This window comes from Actinoallomurus purpureus (genome assembly GCF_024055795.1).
Classification (GTDB): domain Bacteria; phylum Actinomycetota; class Actinomycetes; order Streptosporangiales; family Streptosporangiaceae; genus Actinoallomurus; species Actinoallomurus purpureus.
The window spans coordinates 1-18,076 of the sequence record NZ_JAMXMY010000020.1 but is presented as its reverse complement, the minus strand read 5'-3'; the positions used below and the strand labels follow the sequence as shown (position 1 = coordinate 18,076).

The following is an 18,076-nucleotide window of genomic DNA, read 5'->3' as shown; positions in this document are numbered from 1 at the left end:
CGGTCGGCGGGTACCGTTCGTCGCGTGGACGTGATCCGGCTCGCCGAACTCCGTGATACGCCCTTGTCCGTCGACGAGGTGCTCGCCGCCGTCGCCGATCCTGGCGCGGGCGGCACGGCGCTGTTCGTCGGCACCGTGCGCGATGAGGATCACCGGCGCGCGGTGGCCGGGCTGTCCTACTCGGCGCATCCGAGTGCGGCCGACGCGCTGCGCACGGTGCTGGAGAAGGTCGCCGCGGAGTTCCCCGTCCGGGCGATCGCCGCGGTGCACCGGGTCGGCGACCTGGAGATCGGCGATCTCGCCGTGGTCGTGGCCGCCGCCTGCCCCCACCGCGCGGAGGCCTTCGCGGCCTGCCGGAGGCTGATCGACGACCTCAAGGAGCAGGTTCCCGTCTGGAAGCATCAGCTCTTCACGGATGGGGACGACGAATGGGTCGGGGCGGGATGACCTGCGGAGCGTGCAGGTTACCCTGGGTACAACGCTTCGTACCGAGGTGACGCGCATGTCCATTCTGGCGTGGTGGGCCATCCCGGTGGCCGTGGCTCTGCTGACGGGGGCGCTGATGACCCTGCGGGGGCGCAGACCGTCCGTGCGGAAGTCGTTCGAGGAGGTCGAGCACTTCCAGCGGTTCCGCGACGCCATGGAGCGGCCGCGTGGGAAGACCCGGCGACGACGGCCGCGATCGACCGCGTAGGCTTCCGGGCATGTCCCGCCGTGCTGCCGCTCTGGTCGTCGCGAGCCTCTTCATCTTCCTGCTGGGGCTGGCCGCCGCGCTCATGCCCGTCCCCTATGTCGCGCTCCGGCCCGGCCCGACGACGGACACGCTGGGCAGGCTCGGCAAGGCGCCGCTGATCCAGATCACGGGTGCCAAGACATACCCGACCGAGGGGCACCTGAACTTCGTCACGGTGGCCTACCAGGGCGGTCCGGGCAACCGCATCGACCTGTTCACCGCGCTGCGCGGCTGGCTCGACCCGGACGTCGCCGTCGTCCCCGAAGAGACGATCTTCCCGAAGAACGTCTCCACCAAGAAGGTGGAGCAGGAGAACACCCAGGAGATGACGAACTCCCAGGAGTCCGCCACGGCCGCCGCCATGCGGGAACTGCACCTGCCCACCACCACGACCGTCCTGGTCGACTCCGTCCAGAAGGGGCTGCCGGCGGACGGCAGGCTCCGGTCCGGCGACCAGATCACCGCGATCGACGGCAAGAAGATCACCGCCATGTCCGGCATCACCGCGGGGGTCGCCGCGCGTAAGCCCGGCGACACGGTCACCTTCACGGTCAGGCGGGACGGCAAGGACACCCAGGTGCCCGTGAAGACGATCGTCTCCCCGGACAAGACGGGCGACAAGGCGGGCAAGGCCGTGGTCGGCGTGATCCTCAAGGAGAAGTACCAGTTCCCCGTCACTGTCAAGATCAGCGTCGGTGACGTCGGTGGTCCCAGCGCCGGGCTGATGTTCTCGCTCGGCATCTACGACAAGCTGACGCCCGAGAACATCACCGGTGGCCGGTTCATCGCGGGCACCGGGACACTGACCCCCGAGGGCGAGGTCGGGCCGATCGGGGGAATCCAGCAGAAGATGGTCGCCGCGCGCAACGCCGGAGCCACCATCTTCCTCACGCCGACGCAGAACTGCGCCGACGCCGTCGCCACCAAGCCCAAGGGCCTGCGGCTGGTCCGCGTGGACACCATGCACGGGGCCCTGCAGGCCCTGACCGCCCTGCGGACCGGCCAGGGCGGCCAGGGCGCCATCCCCTCCTGTCCCGCTAAGTAAGGGTCGAGGCCAGGGCGTCGGCGAGGCCGGGGACCAGCTCGGGCCCGGTCAGCACTTCGTCGTCGCTGTCGTGACCGCGCAGCCGCATGGCCGAGTGACGGGAGCCGTCCCGCAGCACGCCCACCACCAGCCGTACGTCCTCGCGGCCGGGGTGCCGGGCGGCCCAGGTCACCGGGTCGTCGTCCGGCGCGTCCTCCTCCGCGTCCTCGGGCAGCAGGATGCGTTCGAGGATCAGTACGCAGCCGGCGACCTGGCCGGGCCATTCGATGCCGAGCAGGACGTCCTCGATCGGCCGGTCGAGGGGCAGATCGGGCTGTTCGAGGGCCGCGATGCCGTCCGGCTCGTCCGGGACGCCGAGCTGCCGGGCGAGCTCCGGCTCGCTTCGGTTCAGCTCTGGGGCCTCCACCAGGGCGTACAGCCGGGGCGGGGCGTCCCAGCCGGCGGTGGCGGCATGCCGTTCGAGATCGCGCACGACCTCTTCCAATCGGGTCATCCGCCCATTTTTTCACCGCCCGCGGCCTCCTTTCGGCCACAGGTGCCCGGCCCGTGGTGGGAACCCGGGCATGTCTCGGTAAGTTGCCCTCAGAGACACCTGGCGAAGGGAAGTGGCCGTGTCCTTCCGAAGCCCCGGCCTGGGCGGCCGGATCCGCGTGGGCCGATCACGGTTGCTCGTACGCGTGATCGTGATTCTGGCGATCCTCGTCGCGCTCTTCGTCGCGTTCACCGCCATCTGGACCGACGTGCTGTGGTACCGCTCCGTCGGCTTCTCCTCCGTGTACACCAAGCAGATCACGACGCGCGTGACGCTGTTCCTGTGCGCCGGTGTGCTGATGATCCTCATCCTGGGCGTCAACGTCGTGATCGCCTACCGGCTGCGCCCCCCGTTCCGGCCCGTGTCGGTCGAGCAGCAGGGGCTCGACCGCTACCGCGCCGCGGTGGACCCGCACCGCCGGTGGATCGTCGCCGGCCTGCTGACGCTGGCGGGCCTGCTCGCGGGGTCCTCGGCGGCCGGACGGTGGCGCACCTGGCTGGCGTTCGTGAACCGCCGGCCGTTCCACGTCAAGGACCCGCAGTTCCACAAGGACATCTCGTTCTTCGTCTTCACGTATCCCCTGCTGCGGCTGGTGCTCGGCTTCCTGTTCGCGGCGGTGATCCTGGCGTTCGTCGCGGCGCTGATCGTGCACTACCTGTACGGCGGGCTGCGGCTCCAGGGGCCGGGGGAGCGGGTCGGCTCGGCGGCGCGTGCGCACCTGTCCGTGCTGTTCGGCGTCTTCGTGCTCCTGAAGGCCATCGCCTACTGGTTCGACCGGTGGGGCCTGGCGGGCTCCCAGCGAGGGGTCGTCACCGGCCCGTCGTACACCGACGTCAACGCGGTGCTGCCCGCCAAGACGATCCTCGCGGTGATCGCGCTGATCTGCGCGCTGATGTTCTTCGCCACGCTCGTGCGCCGGGGCGCCATGCTGCCCGGCATGGCGTTCGGCCTGCTCGTCCTGTCGGCCATCCTCATCGGCGGCGTCTATCCGCTGCTGATCCAGACCTTCCAGGTCAAGCCCAATGAGGTCGACAAGGAGTCGAAGTACATCGGCCGCAACATCGTCGCCACCCAGCAGGCGTACGGCGTGGCGGGCACCCGGGTCACCGACTACGTGCCGAACACCAAGCTGTCGCCGGAACAGGCCAAGGAGGAGACCGCGACCCTCCCCAACGTCCGCCTCCTCGACCCCGCCGTCGTCTCGCCGACGTACCAGCAGCTCCAGCAGATCAAGGGCTGGTACAAGTTCCCCAACCCGCTGGACATCGACCGGTACCCGGCCGAGGGCGGCGCCCTGCGCGACACCGTCGTCGCCGTACGGGAGATCGAGGGACCACCGTCCGGACAGGTCAACTGGATCAACAGCCATCTCCTCTACACGCACGGGTACGGCTTCGTCGCCGCCCCCGGCAACCAGGTCGACGTCCAGGGCGCACCGGTGTTCACCGAGAAGGACATCCCGCCGACCGGGACGCTGAACATCACCCAGCCGCGCGTCTACTTCGGCGAGCGCTCGCCCGGCTACTCCATCGTCGGCGGCACCACGCAGCGCGAACTGGACTACCCGAACGACAAGAGCCCCACCGGGCAGACGAACAACGCCTACGACGGCAAGGGCGGCGTCCCGATCGGCTCGCTGTTCAACCGGACGCTGTACGCCCTGCGGTTCAAGGAGAAGAACCTCCTGCTGTCCGGGGCGATCAACGCGAGGTCGCGCATCCTGTACGACCGCACGCCGCGCGAGCGCGTGCAGAAGGCCGCGCCCTGGCTGAAGGTCGACGGCAACCCCTACCCCGCGGTCGTCGACGGGCGGATCACCTGGATCGTCGACGGCTACACGACGGCCGCCGACTACCCCTACTCCGAGCGCACGAGCCTGGCCGACGCCACACGGGACACCAACACCGAGAGCCGCGTGTCGGTCGCGGCGCAGGCCGGGGACCGCGTCAACTACATGCGCAACTCGGTCAAGGCCACGGTCGACGCGTACGACGGCACGGTCACCCTGTACGCCTGGGACCCGACCGACCCGGTGCTGCAGACGTGGATGAAGGCCTTCCCCGGCACCGTGCGACCGCGTTCGGCCATCCCGGGCACCCTGCTGGCGCACCTGCGGTACCCGGAGGACCTGTTCAAGGTCCAGCGCCGCATCCTCGCCCGCTACCACGTCCAGAACCCGCAGGCCTTCTACGGCGGCGGGGACTTCTGGCAGATCCCCAACGACCCGACCGCCCAGGGCACCGTCGAGCCCCCCTACTACCTGAGCGTCAAGATGCCCGGCCAGAACGAGCCGGGATTCTCGCTGACCTCGACGTTCACCCCGAAGGGCAAGGTCACCAACCTCACCGCGTTCATGGCCGTCGACAGCGTGCCGACGAGCCCGACGTACGGGCAGATCCGCATCCTCCAAGTGCCCCGCAGCCAGGTGACCCCCGGGCCGGAGCAGGTGCAGAACACCTTCGAGAACAACCCGACCGTGTCGCAGCAGCTGACACTGCTGCGCGGCCCCGGGTCGAAGACGGTCAGCGGCAACCTCCTCACGCTGCCGTTCGGCGGAGGTTTCCTGTACGTCGAACCCATCTACCTGCAGGCCAACTCCGGGGCCGGCGCCTATCCGCTCCTCAAACGGGTCCTCGTCTCGTACGGCAACGACATCGGCTTCGGCGCGACCCTGCAGGACGCGCTGGGCCAGGTGCTCGGCGGTGGCGCGGCCGCATCGACCGGCCCGCCGCTGCAGGCCAATGCGGACATCCGCGCGGCGATCGAGGCGGCCAACCGGGCGTACACCGACGCCCAGAACGCCCTGACCAAGAACAACGACTGGACGGCGTACGGCGAGGCGCAGAAGCGGCTGAAGGCCGCGCTGGACGAGCTGGCCAGGCTGCAGAAACAGAGCGGCGTGCGGCCGGGGCCGACGACGCCCGCGACGCCGAAGCCGTCGGGCGCGACCACCCCGCCCGCGGCCCCCGCACCGACACCGAAGCCGACGCGATGAAACGGACGCGGGGAGACCGACACGGGCGGACGGACCTGGGAAACGGCCCGTGAGGGCCGTCGATTTGCACGTGGACCGTGGGCCCCATAGAGTTAGGGCATCGCCGCGGGGTGGAGCAGCTCGGTAGCTCGCTGGGCTCATAACCCAGAGGTCGCAGGTTCAAATCCTGCCCCCGCTACCAGGTCAAGAGGCCCGGAGGATCATCCTCCGGGCCTCTTGCTCATTGATCCCCTTGTGCCTCCACCGGCCGCGCTGCCCGATCCGCTCGGCTGACCGCGTCACTTCTTCTTGCAGGCCGCGATCGAGGCGTCCCCGCTCTTGCTGGTGATGGTCCTCTTTTGCGGGTTGTAATGGGGCGGGAAGGTGATGGTCCCGGTGGCCCGACCGAAGTAGTGCCGGTTCTTGATGCAACGCCGCGCGGCGCTCTGGCTGATGCTGCTCTCGCCGGCGTTCTGCCGCGAGGATCTTCTCTTGTACAGCACATTGTTCTTGTAGAGGCTCACCCGGAGGGTCAGGCCCTTCACGCTCTTGTTGCACTCGATGTCGGCGGTGACTTTCACCACGCGTCGGCCGGCCGCGTACGCGTAGGAGGGGAGGTGCGTCGTGATCTTGCAGGTGATCGCGACGGGCGGCTGCCCGGGTCCGGCCGCGCGGGTGGCGGTGGCGGTGACGGTGGAGTCGGACGTCGACGCGTCGGCGGCGCCGTTCATCGTCCCGACCAACGCCGCGGCGAGGCTACCGGCGGCCAATATGCGCAGGGCAAGTTTCACGGAGCATTCCTTCGATTGGCGAAGGGCTCATATTAGGGTTTTGTTCAGCCGCCTTTGTATGATTTTTGAGGTTTTGCTGGAATAAGGTCGGCAGGGCGGTCGGTCGGCGCTCTGCCCTGCGAATGTTCCCGCAGGCAGGCGCCCATTCCGGCTCCCCCTGGCGAACCCGTCCATCCGCACCCCCCGGGGGGCCGCCACGCCGGGGTCTCCCGCTGTCTCCCTCCCCCCGGCCGCCGCTGGAGCCGACCGTCGGCGACCGTTCGTTTCGGCATCGCCGCAGGTGGCAGGCATGATGGATGCCCGGCCGCGCCGGGCGGCGGGCGTATCGATTTGCACGTGGACCGTGGGCCCCATAGAGTTAAGACATCGCCGCGGGGTGGAGCAGCTCGGTAGCTCGCTGGGCTCATAACCCAGAGGTCGCAGGTTCAAATCCTGCCCCCGCTACCAGTAAGAGGCCCGGAGATTAATCTCCGGGCCTCTTTGCATATGTCGCATCGACCATTCTCCGTGATTAGGTCTGCGGTCCCTATTCGCGGCCGGTGAATTGAGGACCGCAGGCTCTCGCACGGCGCGGTCGTGCCGTCACCACGCACCCCGGCATCCGGAACCGACCGGTGCCGGGGTGCGTCATTCCGGGCGGCCCGCACATGCGCCGAACTCACCCGCGTGCGACCACGCCGAAACAGGGAGGGCGGATGCCCGATCGTGAGAAGTCGAGAGTCGACCTCGACGGCGTGCCCGAGACGCTGCTGTGGAACCTCTACCAGCGCGCGACCGAGGCCAGGCGGCCGGACGCGGTCCTCCACGATCCCAAGGCGATCGATCTCGTCGACTCCCTCGACTACCCCTTCGCGGATCGCTTCGGCCAGGGGAGTCTCGGCCAGTGGCAGGCCCTGCGCGCCCGCTGCTTCGACCAGGAGGTCCGGTGTTTCCTGACCGAGCATCCCGACGGGCAGGTGGTCGCGCTCGGCGAGGGGCTGGAGACGCAGTTCTGGCGGGTCGACAACGGCCGCGTCCGCTGGCTCACCGTCGACCTTCCCGAGACCGTCGAACTGCGCGCGCGCCTGCTCCCCGACGACCCGCCCCGCCGGCGGACCCTTGCCTGCTCGGCGCTGGACGAGGAGTGGATGCGGCACGTGGACCCCGCCGAGGGCCTGCTCCTGTCCGCCCAGGGCCTCCTCATGTACTTCGAGCCCGACCAGGTCCATCGGCTCATCGCCGGCTGCGCGGAGCGGTTCCCCGGCGTCACCATGGTGTTCGACGGCGTGCCGCCGTGGTTCAGCCGGCGCACCCTCGACGGCCGGATGAAGACGGCTCAGGGCTACCAGGCACCCCCGATGCCCTGGGCGGTCGACGGGGCCGAGAAGGCCAGGATCCGGGCGCTCCCCAACGTCACCGAACTACGCGACCTGCGCGCCCCGCGCGGCCGCGGACCGCTGTACGGCGCCGTGTTCCCGCTGCTGAACCGCTTCCGCGCGGTACGCGCACTGGGCGTCACCGGCCTCCCCATCATGACCGTCCGCTTCGGCCGATGAGACCGTCGGCGCCCTGTGCCGTATCGGACCTGACTCGAGAGCGGATCGCAAGCGTCTGCCTCGACCATGCGAACGGTTATGAGATAACCGTTCGCATGGCCGAGGCGTAGGAACGGCGACGGGCCCGGAAACCTACGCGTGCGCGCCGGCCGGGGAGCCGTTCACGGTGACGTCGGTGAGGACGAGTCCTTCGACGTTCTCCACGACGTCGGCCGCGGTGGCCTTGTCGAACCGGCAGTGCGTCAGAGTGACGTCCTTGATCGGGTCGTCGGGGTAGCCGCGCGTGTCCAGCACGTACTTCGTGGTTCCGACGTGCAGGTTCTCGACGTGGATGCCGCTGACGGACGGGTTGTACGGGTGGCCGGGCCCCTCGTCGTAGTAGAAGTCGATCTGGATGGCGGCGACGGCCAGCTGGCCGACCTCGACGTCCTTCATGTGGACGTCGTGGATGTGGCCGCCGCGCATGGAGTTGGTCTTCAGGCGCAGGCAGCTGTTGAGGTTCGGGCTGTTCATGCGCAGGTTCCGGGCGAAGACCGCGCTGACGCCGCCGGTCATCTCGCTGCCGATGGTCACGCCGCCGTGGCCGTCGCGGAACTCACAGTCCTCGACGAGGATGTTCCGGCTGGGGACGTTCACGCGGCGGCCGTCGGCGTTGCGGCCCGCTTTGATCGCGATGCAGTCGTCGCCGGTGTCGAACGTGCTGCCGGTGATGACGACGTCGGTGCAGGACTCGGGGTCGCAGCCGTCGTTGTTGGGACCGTGGCTGTCGACCGTGATGTCACGGACGAGGATGTTCCGCGACAGGACCGGGTGGATCTCCCACATCGGGGAGTTCACGATGGTGACACCCTCGATCAGGACATTCTCGCAGCGGTACGGCTGGATCATGTTCGGGCGCAGGTAGTGCCCGGCCCCGAGGACGCGCTCGCGTACGGGGACGCCCTGGTCGGCCCACTGCTGCAGGAGCGTCCAGTCCGGGCCCTGCTGCGGGTCGCCGGGCTTCCAGCCGTACGTCGTGCTGCCGGACCACGGCCACCAGGCGGTGTTGCCGGCCTGCCCGTCGAGCGTGCCCGTTCCGGAGATCGCGATGTTCCGGGCGCCGTAGGCGTAGATGAAGGGCGAGTAGTTGTAGCACTCGATGCCCTGCCAGCGGGTGTACACGGGCGGGTACTTCGCCGGGTCGGTGCTGAACGCGATCGTCGCGCCCTCGCTCACGTGCAGGTCGACGTGGCTGCGCAGCCTGATCGGCCCGGTCAGGTAGCGGCCGGGCGGGACGACGACGTGGCCGCCGCCGCGGCGCGCGCAGGTGCTGATCGCCGCCTCGAACGCCCGCGTGCAGTCGGTGGTCCCGTCGCCCTTCGCGCCGAAGTCGGTGATCCGCAGGGTGCGGTGCGGGAACCGCGGGGCGCGCACCCGCCGGCGGATCCGGTCGGCCGTCCGCCAGGGGTCGGCCGCGCCGAGGGCCGGTGCGGCGAGCGCGGGCCCGCCGAGCGCGGCGGCCACCAGCCCGCCGCCGACGGCCGCGCCGCTCGCCTCGAGGAAACGCCGTCGAGGCCATGATCCGCTCATTTGTTCCTCCTGGGAATCGGTCATCGGATCGTCACGTCCGCGGTGCGGCCGTGGAGGGGGGTCAGTTTCAGCACGACTCCGCCGAACGGGCCGGAGGTGAAGGTCCAGCCCTCGCGCGCGGCGCGCAGTGCCCCGGTGTCCGCCGCGTGCGGCAGGACACGGCCGTCCACGGTGACCGAGTGCGGCGCCTGCCGGCTCAGCACGACGGCCTGAGCCTCGGCGGTCGGGACGGGCACGCGCAGCCGGACGGTGCGGCCCGGCTCCGGCGCGTACAGCGCGCCGCTCAGGCCCGGCCTGGACAACGCGTCGGTCTTCCAGCCGCCGAGGGCGCGGGTGTTGAACCCGATCATCGCGCCCGCCCGCAGGTACAGCGGGAACTCGTCCAGGCTCGTCTCCCGGGTGATCGTGCGGCCGCCGTCGACCACCTGTCCGCTGTACAGGTCCACCCAGCGCCCGGCGGGCAGGTACACGCTCACCGGCGTGGACCGGCCCGCCGCGCCGTCGGCGTCGGCCCGGTCATCGGTGACCGGCGCTGCCAGCAGGTCCGGGCCCACCATGAACTCCTGGTCCTGCGCCCACGCGGCCTGGTCACCGGGGTACTGGAAGCCGACGGCCCGCAGGATCGGCACGCCGGTGCGCGACGCGTTCCGCGCCAGCCCGTACAGGTACGGGAACAGCTCGTAGTGCAGGATCACGGCGTCACGGAATCGCCGGACCGTGTCCGGGTCGTACTTCCACGGCGTCGCGTTCAGACCGGCGCCGCCGACCTCGAAGACCGGGCTGACCGCGCTGAACTGCGCCCAGCGGGTGAACAGTGACGGCGTCGGGCTGTTGGTCGCGTTCGCGGGCGACTGGGGGTCGATGCCGCCGGTGTCGGAGCCCCAGGCGAAGTGACCGGTCAGCGACTCGCTCGTGCCGTACCGGACCGAGGTGCGCAGCCCCGCGAACGTCTCGAACACGTCGCTGCCCCACATGCCGTGCGTGTGCTGGGCCGTGCCGGGCACGCCCGCCCGTACGAGGGTCTCGAAGTCGTTCCCGTGCGCCCGCCGCATGGCCTCGGTGACCGCCGACTGGTACAGGTCCGGGTACCGCAGGTACAGGCCCGCGCCCGCCTCGCCCGCGAACTGCGTGGTCTCCAGGCGGTACTCCTCGGCGCGGTCCTCCTTGGCCATGTCGACGCCCATCGTGAAGATGTGGGTGAGCTGCTCGACATAGTGCTCCCGCGCGGCCGGGATCGTGAAGTCGATGTAGTTGGTGCCCGGGACGAGCCAGCCGCTCTTCGCCCAGACGTCGTTGATGCCCTCGCACGAGCCGCCGCCCTGGGCGGAGGACGGGGCGCTGACGACGTGGGAGGTCACCCACAGCCCGAAGCGCACGCCCTGCGCGTGGATCTGGTCGATCATCCCCTGCGGGTCGGGGAAGAACGTCGGGTCGAACTGACCACTGTTGGTGCAGGCGCTCCCGTTGATCCGGTGCGTGTTCCCGGCCGGCTGGCGCTCCCACGGGTTGTCGATCCAGATGGTGCCGAGCGGGATGTCCAGCTTCTTCATCTGCGCCACGTCGTCGAGCACCTGGGCCTGGTCGGCGTTGACGTCGCGCCACTTCATCAGCGCGAACTGGCTCGCCGGCGGCATGCTCGGCAGGCCCACGGTGCGGTAGTACGCGCTGGTCGCCGCGGATGGCGAGCCGGTGTAGACGTCGTAGGACAGCCCGGCGTCCTTCACGCAGATCTGCACCCGGTCCGGCTGCGCGGCGGCGGCCATCGGGCAGGCGTACGGCTCCGCCGCGCCGGTCGGCGGCTTCGGGGTCTTCGCGCAGGTCGAACCGTCGCTCTCCTGCGTCGCGCCGGGGAACGCGAACCGGCCGACGTGGTCGGTGTCCGCCCACAGCCCGTACCCGCCGGAGCTGAGGTAGAAGGTGCTCGCGGCCTGCTCCTGGTTCTGGCAGTAGTCGCCGGCCTCGTTGCCCTCCTTGCCCGGGCTCCAGCCGCGGACGTGCCCGCGCAGGTCGACGTACGCGGCGGAGCTGCCGCCGAGGTAGTGCTCACCGCCGCCCGCGGTCAGCGCCTCGAACACCGCGGTGACGTCGCTCGACGGCGTGAACGACCAGCGCACCCGCACGCCCTGGGCGGTCCGCGTGACCGTGACCGTCGCGGTCCGGCCGGGCTCGTCCGTCGCGACCGTGTACGCCGTGCCGCCCTGCACCGCGCGCCGGGAGACGAGGTCGGTCAGGCGGTGGTACGTCGCCCCCTCCTGGCTCGTGGCCGAGCCGCCGACCTGGTAGGACAGCCGCCCGCCCGGCCCGGCGAGCGTTCCGCCCGCCTCGGCGGTGACCGGGCGTCCGTGGTCGAGGAAGGCCAGCCCGAACGGCGCGGCACTGACCCGCCAGGCCGCGGACGGTTCGGCGGCCCGGGCGCCCGGCGGGGCCAGGGGCAGCAGCGCGAGCAGGGGAAGGAGACCGGAGAACAGCACCAGCGCGCGGCGGCGGAGCCGGGCGGGCGTTCGGCGGGGGATCACGGGCGGGTTCCTCCTTGACGGAGTCGGCGTGTCTCGGGGCGACTTCGCGGTATCCGAGGGCGACAAGTCGGGTTACAAGCTGCGGGCCACGCCCTGGGAGCACCGCCGGCCGCTGGACTGGACCCGCCGCGACGGCTCCATCGTGATCACACTGCCGTCGCGCATCTCCGGTCTCGGCGGCGACCACCCGTTCGTCATCGCCGCCGACCGCTGACCTCACCGGGGCCGCCAGCCGCCGAGCACGTGCGCCGGGTCGCTCCACCACGCCGCCTCGACATCGGTCAGCCGCCGCGAGCACGGCAGCCGCGCGCCGGTGCCGAGCGGCGCCCCGGTGAGGTCCGTGCTGGCGTACTCCCAGAACCGCACGTCCGGCGCCTTCTCGCAGCCCGCGTTGTTCAACTGCCAACCGTCGGGCCGGACGTGCGCGTCCATCGCGGTCCGGATGAACACCACCTGGCTGCGGGGGTACACCGTCGGATCGACCCGCCCCAGATACACCGACGCGTCGGGCGCGTCCGGCCCGCGCGTCAGACGGTCGTCGACGAACACGTAGCCGGGGTGCGCCGCGTCGTTGCGCGCCTGGGTGACGTAGCCGCCGTGCAGGGACCGCAGCTCGGTGCGCCGGATGAACACCGAGCCGGTGCCCCACACGAAGTCCACGTCACCGGCGATGAGGCTGTCGGTCACGAACCCGCGCCCCTGCAGGCGGAGCGTGTCCTGGAAGCTCTCCAGGTTCACCCGCCGCAGCGTGATCCGGTCTCCGTTGCCGCGGAACGCCTCCGCCTGCGAGCCGCCGTACGGCGTGGTGTTGCGCAGCGTGATGTCCCGCAGCCGGAAGTCGTCCGCCTCCACGCCGAACAGCGCCCGCCAGCAGTTGTACGTGTCGTGCCCGGGGAGCACCTGACGCGGGCAGACGTCTCCTGGATCGGTCGACCCGGCCAGCGCGGTGTCCCCGTTCAGCCGGTTGTTGTTGGCGTACTCGACGACGGTCCGGTCCCGGCCCGCGCCGCGCACGGTGATGTGCGGGCGGTCGGCGCGGACGTAGTCGATCTCGCGGTACGTGCCGGGGCGGACGTCGATCAGCACCGGCCGCGTGTTGCCCTCAGGGACGAAGTCGATCGCGCCCTGCAGCGTGCAGAAGTCGCCCCTGCCGTCCGCGGCGACCGTCAGCCGCCGTGATCCTGGACGCGGCGGGACGCCCCGGGTGCGGAAGCGCCAGGTCGTCGAGGCCTGGATGCCGGGAAACCCGGGGAACACCTCGGGGTCGATGGTGACGTAGTACGTCCGGCCGTAGTCGAGCCGGTGGTGGAGTCGGATGGTCGCGGCGTTCCCGTCCACGAGCACCGGGTGGTAGGCGAAGGAGTGCGGGACGCCGGTGTCGGAGACCGCGTCGCCGATCGTGCGGTGGTACGAGTGCGGGTCGGCCAGGTCGATCGCGTCGGCGACGGTGCCGTCCGCGTGGTGCACCTCGATGCGGCCGGTGGTGCCCGGCTGGAGCGGCCGGTCCGCGGTGAGCCGCAACGGCGCGTCCACGCACACCCCGCGTCGGTGACCGGCGGGCGAGAGCCGCCCGGACGCGCTTGGGCCGGAGGAAGGGCCGGCGGCGGAGACGGGGTCAGCGGTGGAGGGAGCGGCGGTGGGGGTGAGGCGCTCGGCGGCGGCGGAGGGAGCGCCGAGCAGTCCCACGATGAGGAGGACGGCCAGGGCGACCGGCGATCGGAGGGAGTCGGCGGCTCGTCTCATCGCGTCCGCCACCCGGTGGTCGCCGCGATCAGCGGGATGAGGCGATCGGCGGCCTTCCGGTGCCCCTGGACGTTCGGATGCCCGCCGTTGAAGTCGCCGTCCGCCGCCGAGAGCCAGCCGGTGGTGTCGACGTGGATGACGCGCGGATCGTCCATCCGCCGCACCGCCGAGGCGATGTCGTCGGCGTGGTAACCGCCGAACGGCCGCATCGCGAAGATCCAGGCGCGGGGGTAGGCGGTGCGGATCCGCCGCAGGTAGGCCAGGTAGCCGGGCTCGAAGTCGGCACTGGAGTACGGGCCGTCGTTGGTGCCCTCGTTGACGACGACCACGTCCGGCCGGAAGCGCGCGTCGGAGGGCGAGCCGGCGAAGTTCAGGCCGAACGACTGCGCCGCCGTTCCGACGTTGCCGTGACCGGGCTGGATGATGCCCTGCTTGCCGAACCCGACCTGGTCGAAGTCCGCGTGGAAGGCCCGCCCGGTCAGATTGGCGTAGTCGACGGTGCCGTCGGCGCAGTCCACGCCGGTGTGATCGCACAGCGCGGCCACGCCCTCGGTGATCGAGTCGCCGTAGAACTCCATGCGCGGGCCGCGGAGCGGCGGAACGGGCAGCACCCGGGCGCGTCGCCCGAGCCGGAACCCCGTGAGCACGACCCCGGACTGCAGCGGCAGGATCCACCGGTTCTCGTACTCGTCGACGTCCTTGACGGCGATCGTCACCGTGTGGCGGTCGCCCGCCGGTACGGCCGGCGTGAAGTCGATCTCGTCGCGGTCGACCTTGTAGAGCGTCCGCGGGCCGCGGTCGACCGAGACATAGATCTGCGACGGCACGGTGATCGTGGAGGTGTCGAACAGGCCGGTGAGCGTGTGCCCCGTGAACCGGAAGGTCAGCTCGGACCCGGAGTTGACGGTGATCGCCGCCCCTCGTACGTGTCCCCAGTGGCCCATGTACCGCAGCCGGGGGTCGCCGGGCCGTACGACGGAGTCCGCCGTCGCGGTGGTGGGCACGGCGGTCAGGGCGGCGATGCCCAGGAGTGCCAGTGAAACGATCTTGAGGGGGGCGGGCATCGGGGCCTCCTACCGGAAGAGCAGTCGCAGATCGATCGCGTCGGCCATCGCCTGGTATCCGGCGTCGCCGGGGTGCAGATGGTCGCCGCTGTCGTACGCCGGGAGGAATCGCGCGGGGTCCGCCGGGTCACGGGTCACCGCGTCGAAGTCGACGACTCCGTCGAACGCTCGAGACGTGCGGGTCCAGGCGTTGACCGCCTGCCGCTTCTGCTCCGCCTCGGGCGTGTCGTACTTCGATCCGCCGATCGGCGTCAGCGTGCCGCCGATGATGCGCAGGCCGTGCGCGTGCGCGCGGGCGATGAGGTTCGTCATCCCCGCGATGAGGTCGGCCGCCGTGACCGGCTCCCCGGACACCGGACCCGCGTTGTGACCGATGTCGTTGATGCCCTCGAGGAAGAGCACGTCCCGTACCCCGGTCTGGCCGAGGACGTCGCGGTCGAACCGGGCCTGCGCGCTCACCCCGGAACCACCGGCGTCGGTGAGCACCCGGTTGCCGGAGATGCCCTCGTTCAGCACGGACAGGCCCCGGCCCCGGAGCCGGCGCGCCAGGTCGTCGGGGTAGCGCCGGTTCGCGTCGACGGTGGACTGGGCGCCGTCGGTGATGGAGTCGCCGAAGGCCACCAGGGCACGCGTGCCCGGCAGGGCGCGGACGTCCACCCCGTCCAGCAGGTACCAGGAGGAGGTCGTCGAGGTGAAGGCGCCACCGTCGGCGTCGGCCGCGTGATCGCCGGTGGCGAGGTACGACGTCGCCATGGCGAGGGGGTGCCGGGTCGCCGCGCCGGTGGAGCCGGGGACGTACACGCTCACCGCGAGGTCCTGCCCGGCCGGGACCGTCAGCGGCACCGGGTCGCTGAGCACCTCCGAACCCGCCGGCAGGACCACCTTCCGGGCGCCGCCGAACGTGACCGGACGTTCGCTGCCCGCGACGAGCGCCGCGCCGTCGGCGCGGGCCCCGATCGTCGCTCCGTCGATGACGAGGCCGTTCGTGCCGAAGGCGTTGGTGAGACGGATCCGCACCTGGTCGCCGCCGACACTGATGTGCGCGATCTCACGCAGGGTCTGGTCGCCGAACCCGCTCCCGGTCCCGGTGACCGGTGCCGCGCTCCAGGAGCCCACCCACGTTCGTGGGGCGGCGATGGCCGGCTGCGGCTCCGCCAGGGCCCGTGGCGAGCCGACCGTCACCACCGAGGTGATCACGAGCGCCATCACCAGCGACGCATATCGAGCGACCGGTCCGAGCATGCCGCCTCCCGCCGTGTCGGTGACCTTCTCCGGCCGCGATGGCGGGTGTGCCGGCGACGACCGCGGGGTCGGCGCCGCGTCGGGGGAGGCCCAGGGGAAAACCTTTTCCGAAAATCACACGGGAATCCAGGGACGTCAACCCCGCTTTCACGTCTTCCGCAGCGGATCCGGCGCGCCGCGAGGTGCATTCGTATGGTGCAATGCCGCCATGGGCAGGGCGCAGACCGGCACGGGGGCGCGGCCGCCCCGGGCGACGATCATCGACGTGGCACGGGAGGCCGGCGTTTCTCCCGCGACGGTCTCGCGCGTCCTCACCGGCTCGAAACCGGTCTCGGCAGGGCCGGAGCAGCGGGTCCGCGCGGCGGTGGCCCGGCTCGGATACCGTCCGAATCCGGCCGCGCAGGGACTGCTGCGCGGCACGACCTCGGCGGTCGGCGTGGTCGTACCGGATCTGAGCAACCCGTACTTCGCGGAGGTCCTCAAGGGCGTCACCAACGCCGCCCAGCACGCGGACTTCCGCACGCTCGTCGCCGACACCGGTGAGAAGGCCGGGACCGAACGCGACGCCGCGCTCGAACTCTCCCGGTGGGCCGACGGCGTCGTCCTGTGCTCACCGCGGATGAGCCAGTGGGAGCTCAGCGAGCTCGCGGCCGCCGTGCCACGCCTCGTCTGCGTCAACCGGCTCAGCCGCGACACCCCGATCCCGGCGGTCGCGGTGGACTTCGGCGCGGGTGTCGCGTCGATCTGCCGCCACCTGGGTGAGCTCGGCCACCGCCGCGTCGCGTACCTGCGCGGCCCGGGGCGCGCGTGGTCCGAGCGCGCCAGGCAGCAGGCCCTGCGGGCGGCCGGCGGGGCGGATCTGGAGATCGTGCAGATCCCCTGCGGGTCGAGCAGCGTCGACGGGCACCGCGCCGCCGACGCGGCCCTCGCCACCCGGGCCACGGCCGTCATGGCCTTCAGCGACTATGTCGCCCTCGGCGCACTCGCCCGGTTCGACGAGCTGGGTGTCTCCGTTCCCGACGAGATCTCCCTCACCGGGTTCGACGACATCGCGCTGAGCTGCCTGGTCTCTCCGCGGCTCACTACGGTCACGGTGAACAAGCAGGATCTCGGCCGCCGGGCATGGGAGCTGTTCTCCGCCACGGAGGACGACGGTGCCACCGGTCCGGTGGTGACCGTGACTCCAGAGCTGGTCATCCGCGGCTCCACCGCGGTCCCGGCGGGGGCGGATCCGCTGCCCAGAACCGCGGTCGACGGCTGAGCGTTCCCGCATCGCCGGACGGCCCGGGGAGCGGCAGGGGCCGACCGCCCTGCCGCATCGGCAGCGGAGGCGCGTCGGGGCCGGCACCGAACGGACCGGTCGTCGGGGCCGGTGTGAAAGCCCGTGACACCTGCATGACGGGCGTCAAGGAGCCGCTGGTCGTCGATCCGTACTACTCGAGCAGTGCCGGTTCGCTGATCCCGTCCTTCACCGACATCGTCGTCGACGGGGCCAGGTCGGTGAGCTCTCCCTCCGGAGCCATCTCGACGATGGACGGCTACAGCGCCTCCTATCCGCTTCGCCTGACACTGCGGAACGCCCAGCTCGACGCGCCGGCGACAACCGAGCAGTACGCGGCGATCGGGGTCTACAGCACCGACCTCACGCCGTCCGGGACGGGCGTGACCGTCACCCAGGTGAGCGGTGGCGGCTCCGTGGCCAGCTGCGGCTTCCCGGCGTTCCCGGCCCTCTGATCGGTGCGTTCTCGTGCACGCCTGCTCGATTTGACGGTGTCTCCAAGCGGACGTAATGTTCTCTTCACCCCCAGGGGAGCAGGACGCCGCAAGGTGGCCGGCCCAGGGGGAATCCACACTGAGGTTGCTCGGTCCGGATGATGTCCGGGACGGGGTAGCATGGTGTGGTCGCCCTGAGACGGGATGCAGAACATCGCTGAGCGGTGGTCGGCCTGTAGGGGAACTTCTGGATGTGGCTACTGCGGCCGGCTTCGCTGGTCGGGGTGATTCATGTCCGGGGGGCGTTCTGGTCTGTGGTTGGCGGGTTCAAGATCTTCGGGTCTGGGACTTGACAGGCGGGATCGGAACGGTAAGATAGAAGGGTTGCCCCAGAGGGGGTCCGGCGGGAGTCGGGTTCCTGACGGTGTGTGTCCGTTTCTTGAGAACTCAACAGTGTGCTAAAAGCCAGTGCCTTTTGGTCCTTGTCCGATTGGCTGGCCTTCGGGTTGGTTGATTGGTTTGGATTTCTTTGGCAAGTATGATTCTTGCCGGGATTTGTTTCGTAAGGGTTTGGCGGCCTGCCTTTGGGTGGGTTGTCGTTTGGCCTTAACGGAGAGTT

Annotated in this window: 15 protein-coding genes and 2 tRNA genes; 10 read left to right on the top strand and 7 right to left on the bottom strand. The window is 70.7% G+C overall.

Annotated elements, in window-relative coordinates:
- The first annotated feature begins 24 nt into the window (after window positions 1-24).
- Genes NE236_RS30940 through NE236_RS30930 form a run of 3 tightly spaced genes read left to right on the top strand, consistent with a single transcriptional unit; the run spans window position 25 to window position 1,778 of the window.
- Window positions 25-447 (top strand): molybdenum cofactor biosynthesis protein MoaE, encoded by a 423-nt coding sequence (locus NE236_RS30940; protein WP_252845735.1) that lies wholly within the window; start codon window positions 25-27, stop codon window positions 445-447.
- A 55-nt stretch (window positions 448-502) separates the two neighbouring features.
- Window positions 503-694, top strand: a complete 192-nt coding sequence (locus tag NE236_RS30935) for a hypothetical protein (RefSeq protein ID WP_252845734.1) — start codon at window positions 503-505, stop codon at window positions 692-694.
- 10 nt (window positions 695-704) lie between these two features.
- Window positions 705-1,778: a YlbL family protein gene (locus NE236_RS30930; RefSeq protein WP_252845733.1), complete on the top strand. Its 1,074-nt coding sequence runs from the start codon at window positions 705-707 to the stop codon at window positions 1,776-1,778.
- Here the strand turns inward: NE236_RS30930 and NE236_RS30925 are convergent.
- Entirely contained in the window at window positions 1,771-2,271 is a 501-nt protein-coding gene (locus tag NE236_RS30925) for a PPA1309 family protein (protein ID WP_252845732.1), read from the bottom strand. The genes NE236_RS30930 and NE236_RS30925 overlap by 8 nt on opposite strands.
- A 118-nt stretch (window positions 2,272-2,389) precedes the next feature.
- Between NE236_RS30925 and NE236_RS30920 the strand changes: the two genes are divergently transcribed.
- Both NE236_RS30920 and NE236_RS30915 read left to right on the top strand, forming a co-directional pair.
- On the top strand, window positions 2,390-5,305 hold the full coding sequence (locus tag NE236_RS30920; RefSeq protein WP_252845731.1) for a UPF0182 family membrane protein: 2,916 nt from the start codon (window positions 2,390-2,392) through the stop codon (window positions 5,303-5,305).
- A gap of 104 nt (window positions 5,306-5,409) precedes the next feature.
- A tRNA-Met gene (locus tag NE236_RS30915) sits at window positions 5,410-5,486 on the top strand.
- 97 nt (window positions 5,487-5,583) lie between these two features.
- On the opposite strand, the gene NE236_RS30910 is transcribed toward NE236_RS30915, so the two are convergent.
- A complete protein-coding gene (locus tag NE236_RS30910) occupies window positions 5,584-6,075 on the bottom strand; it encodes a hypothetical protein (protein WP_252845730.1) in 492 nt (163 codons plus the stop codon).
- Between the two features lie 370 nt (window positions 6,076-6,445).
- Here NE236_RS30910 and NE236_RS30905 point away from each other — a divergent pair.
- Window positions 6,446-6,522: transfer RNA gene (locus NE236_RS30905), tRNA-Met, on the top strand.
- 248 nt (window positions 6,523-6,770) lie between these two features.
- Complete coding sequence (locus NE236_RS30900) at window positions 6,771-7,610, top strand: class I SAM-dependent methyltransferase (protein WP_252845729.1); 840 nt, start codon at window positions 6,771-6,773, stop codon at window positions 7,608-7,610.
- 132 nt (window positions 7,611-7,742) lie between these two features.
- On the opposite strand, the gene NE236_RS30895 is transcribed toward NE236_RS30900, so the two are convergent.
- Window positions 7,743-9,179, bottom strand: a complete 1,437-nt coding sequence (locus tag NE236_RS30895) for a glycoside hydrolase family 28 protein (RefSeq protein WP_252845728.1) — start codon at window positions 9,177-9,179, stop codon at window positions 7,743-7,745.
- A gap of 20 nt (window positions 9,180-9,199) precedes the next feature.
- The gene (locus NE236_RS30890; protein ID WP_308209176.1) at window positions 9,200-11,695 is read right to left on the bottom strand and encodes a glycoside hydrolase family 31 protein; all 2,496 of its coding nucleotides are present in this window, start codon (window positions 11,693-11,695) and stop codon (window positions 9,200-9,202) included.
- Between the two features lie 28 nt (window positions 11,696-11,723).
- On the opposite strand from NE236_RS30890, the gene NE236_RS30885 reads away from it, so the two are divergent.
- Window positions 11,724-11,909, top strand: coding sequence for a hypothetical protein (locus tag NE236_RS30885; protein WP_252845727.1), 186 nt, complete (start codon window positions 11,724-11,726; stop codon window positions 11,907-11,909).
- A gap of 2 nt (window positions 11,910-11,911) precedes the next feature.
- Here NE236_RS30885 and NE236_RS30880 read toward each other — a convergent pair whose 3' ends face one another.
- From NE236_RS30880 to NE236_RS30870, 3 genes are read right to left on the bottom strand one after another with little or no spacing between them, the layout of a single operon-like run.
- Window positions 11,912-13,438 carry a pectinesterase family protein gene (locus NE236_RS30880; RefSeq protein ID WP_252845726.1) on the bottom strand — a complete coding sequence of 509 codons (1,527 nt, stop codon included), beginning with the start codon at window positions 13,436-13,438 and terminating at the stop codon, window positions 11,912-11,914.
- The gene (locus NE236_RS30875) at window positions 13,435-14,502 is read right to left on the bottom strand and encodes a GDSL-type esterase/lipase family protein (RefSeq protein ID WP_252845725.1); all 1,068 of its coding nucleotides are present in this window, start codon (window positions 14,500-14,502) and stop codon (window positions 13,435-13,437) included. Before NE236_RS30875 ends, NE236_RS30880 begins: the two co-directional genes overlap by 4 nt.
- Before the next feature lie 9 nt (window positions 14,503-14,511).
- The gene (locus NE236_RS30870) at window positions 14,512-15,744 is read right to left on the bottom strand and encodes an SGNH/GDSL hydrolase family protein (RefSeq protein ID WP_252845724.1); all 1,233 of its coding nucleotides are present in this window, start codon (window positions 15,742-15,744) and stop codon (window positions 14,512-14,514) included.
- Window positions 15,745-15,952: 208 nt separating this feature from the next.
- On the opposite strand from NE236_RS30870, the gene NE236_RS30865 reads away from it, so the two are divergent.
- Window positions 15,953-17,005, top strand: coding sequence for a LacI family DNA-binding transcriptional regulator (locus NE236_RS30865; protein WP_252845723.1), 1,053 nt, complete (start codon window positions 15,953-15,955; stop codon window positions 17,003-17,005).
- Window positions 17,006-17,118: 113 nt separating this feature from the next.
- Window positions 17,119-17,478 (top strand): hypothetical protein, encoded by a 360-nt coding sequence (locus NE236_RS30860; RefSeq protein ID WP_252845722.1) that lies wholly within the window; start codon window positions 17,119-17,121, stop codon window positions 17,476-17,478.
- Window positions 17,479-18,076 lie beyond the last annotated feature (598 nt).

Bases quoted from the DNA above. Each gene is read 5' to 3' on its own strand.
- NE236_RS30875 (WP_252845725.1), bottom strand. From the start codon at position 14,502: ATGCCCGCCCCCCTCAAGATCGTTTCACTGGCACTCCTGGGCATCGCC.
- NE236_RS30900 (WP_252845729.1), top strand. From the start codon at position 6,771: ATGCCCGATCGTGAGAAGTCGAGAGTCGACCTCGACGGCGTGCCCGAG.
- NE236_RS30930 (WP_252845733.1), top strand. From the start codon at position 705: ATGTCCCGCCGTGCTGCCGCTCTGGTCGTCGCGAGCCTCTTCATCTTC.
- NE236_RS30935 (WP_252845734.1), top strand. From the start codon at position 503: ATGTCCATTCTGGCGTGGTGGGCCATCCCGGTGGCCGTGGCTCTGCTG.
- NE236_RS30895 (WP_252845728.1), bottom strand. From the start codon at position 9,179: ATGAGCGGATCATGGCCTCGACGGCGTTTCCTCGAGGCGAGCGGCGCG.
- NE236_RS30925 (WP_252845732.1), bottom strand. From the start codon at position 2,271: ATGACCCGATTGGAAGAGGTCGTGCGCGATCTCGAACGGCATGCCGCC.
- NE236_RS30880 (WP_252845726.1), bottom strand. From the start codon at position 13,438: ATGAGACGAGCCGCCGACTCCCTCCGATCGCCGGTCGCCCTGGCCGTC.
- NE236_RS30865 (WP_252845723.1), top strand. From the start codon at position 15,953: ATGGGCAGGGCGCAGACCGGCACGGGGGCGCGGCCGCCCCGGGCGACG.
- NE236_RS30870 (WP_252845724.1), bottom strand. From the start codon at position 15,744: ATGCTCGGACCGGTCGCTCGATATGCGTCGCTGGTGATGGCGCTCGTG.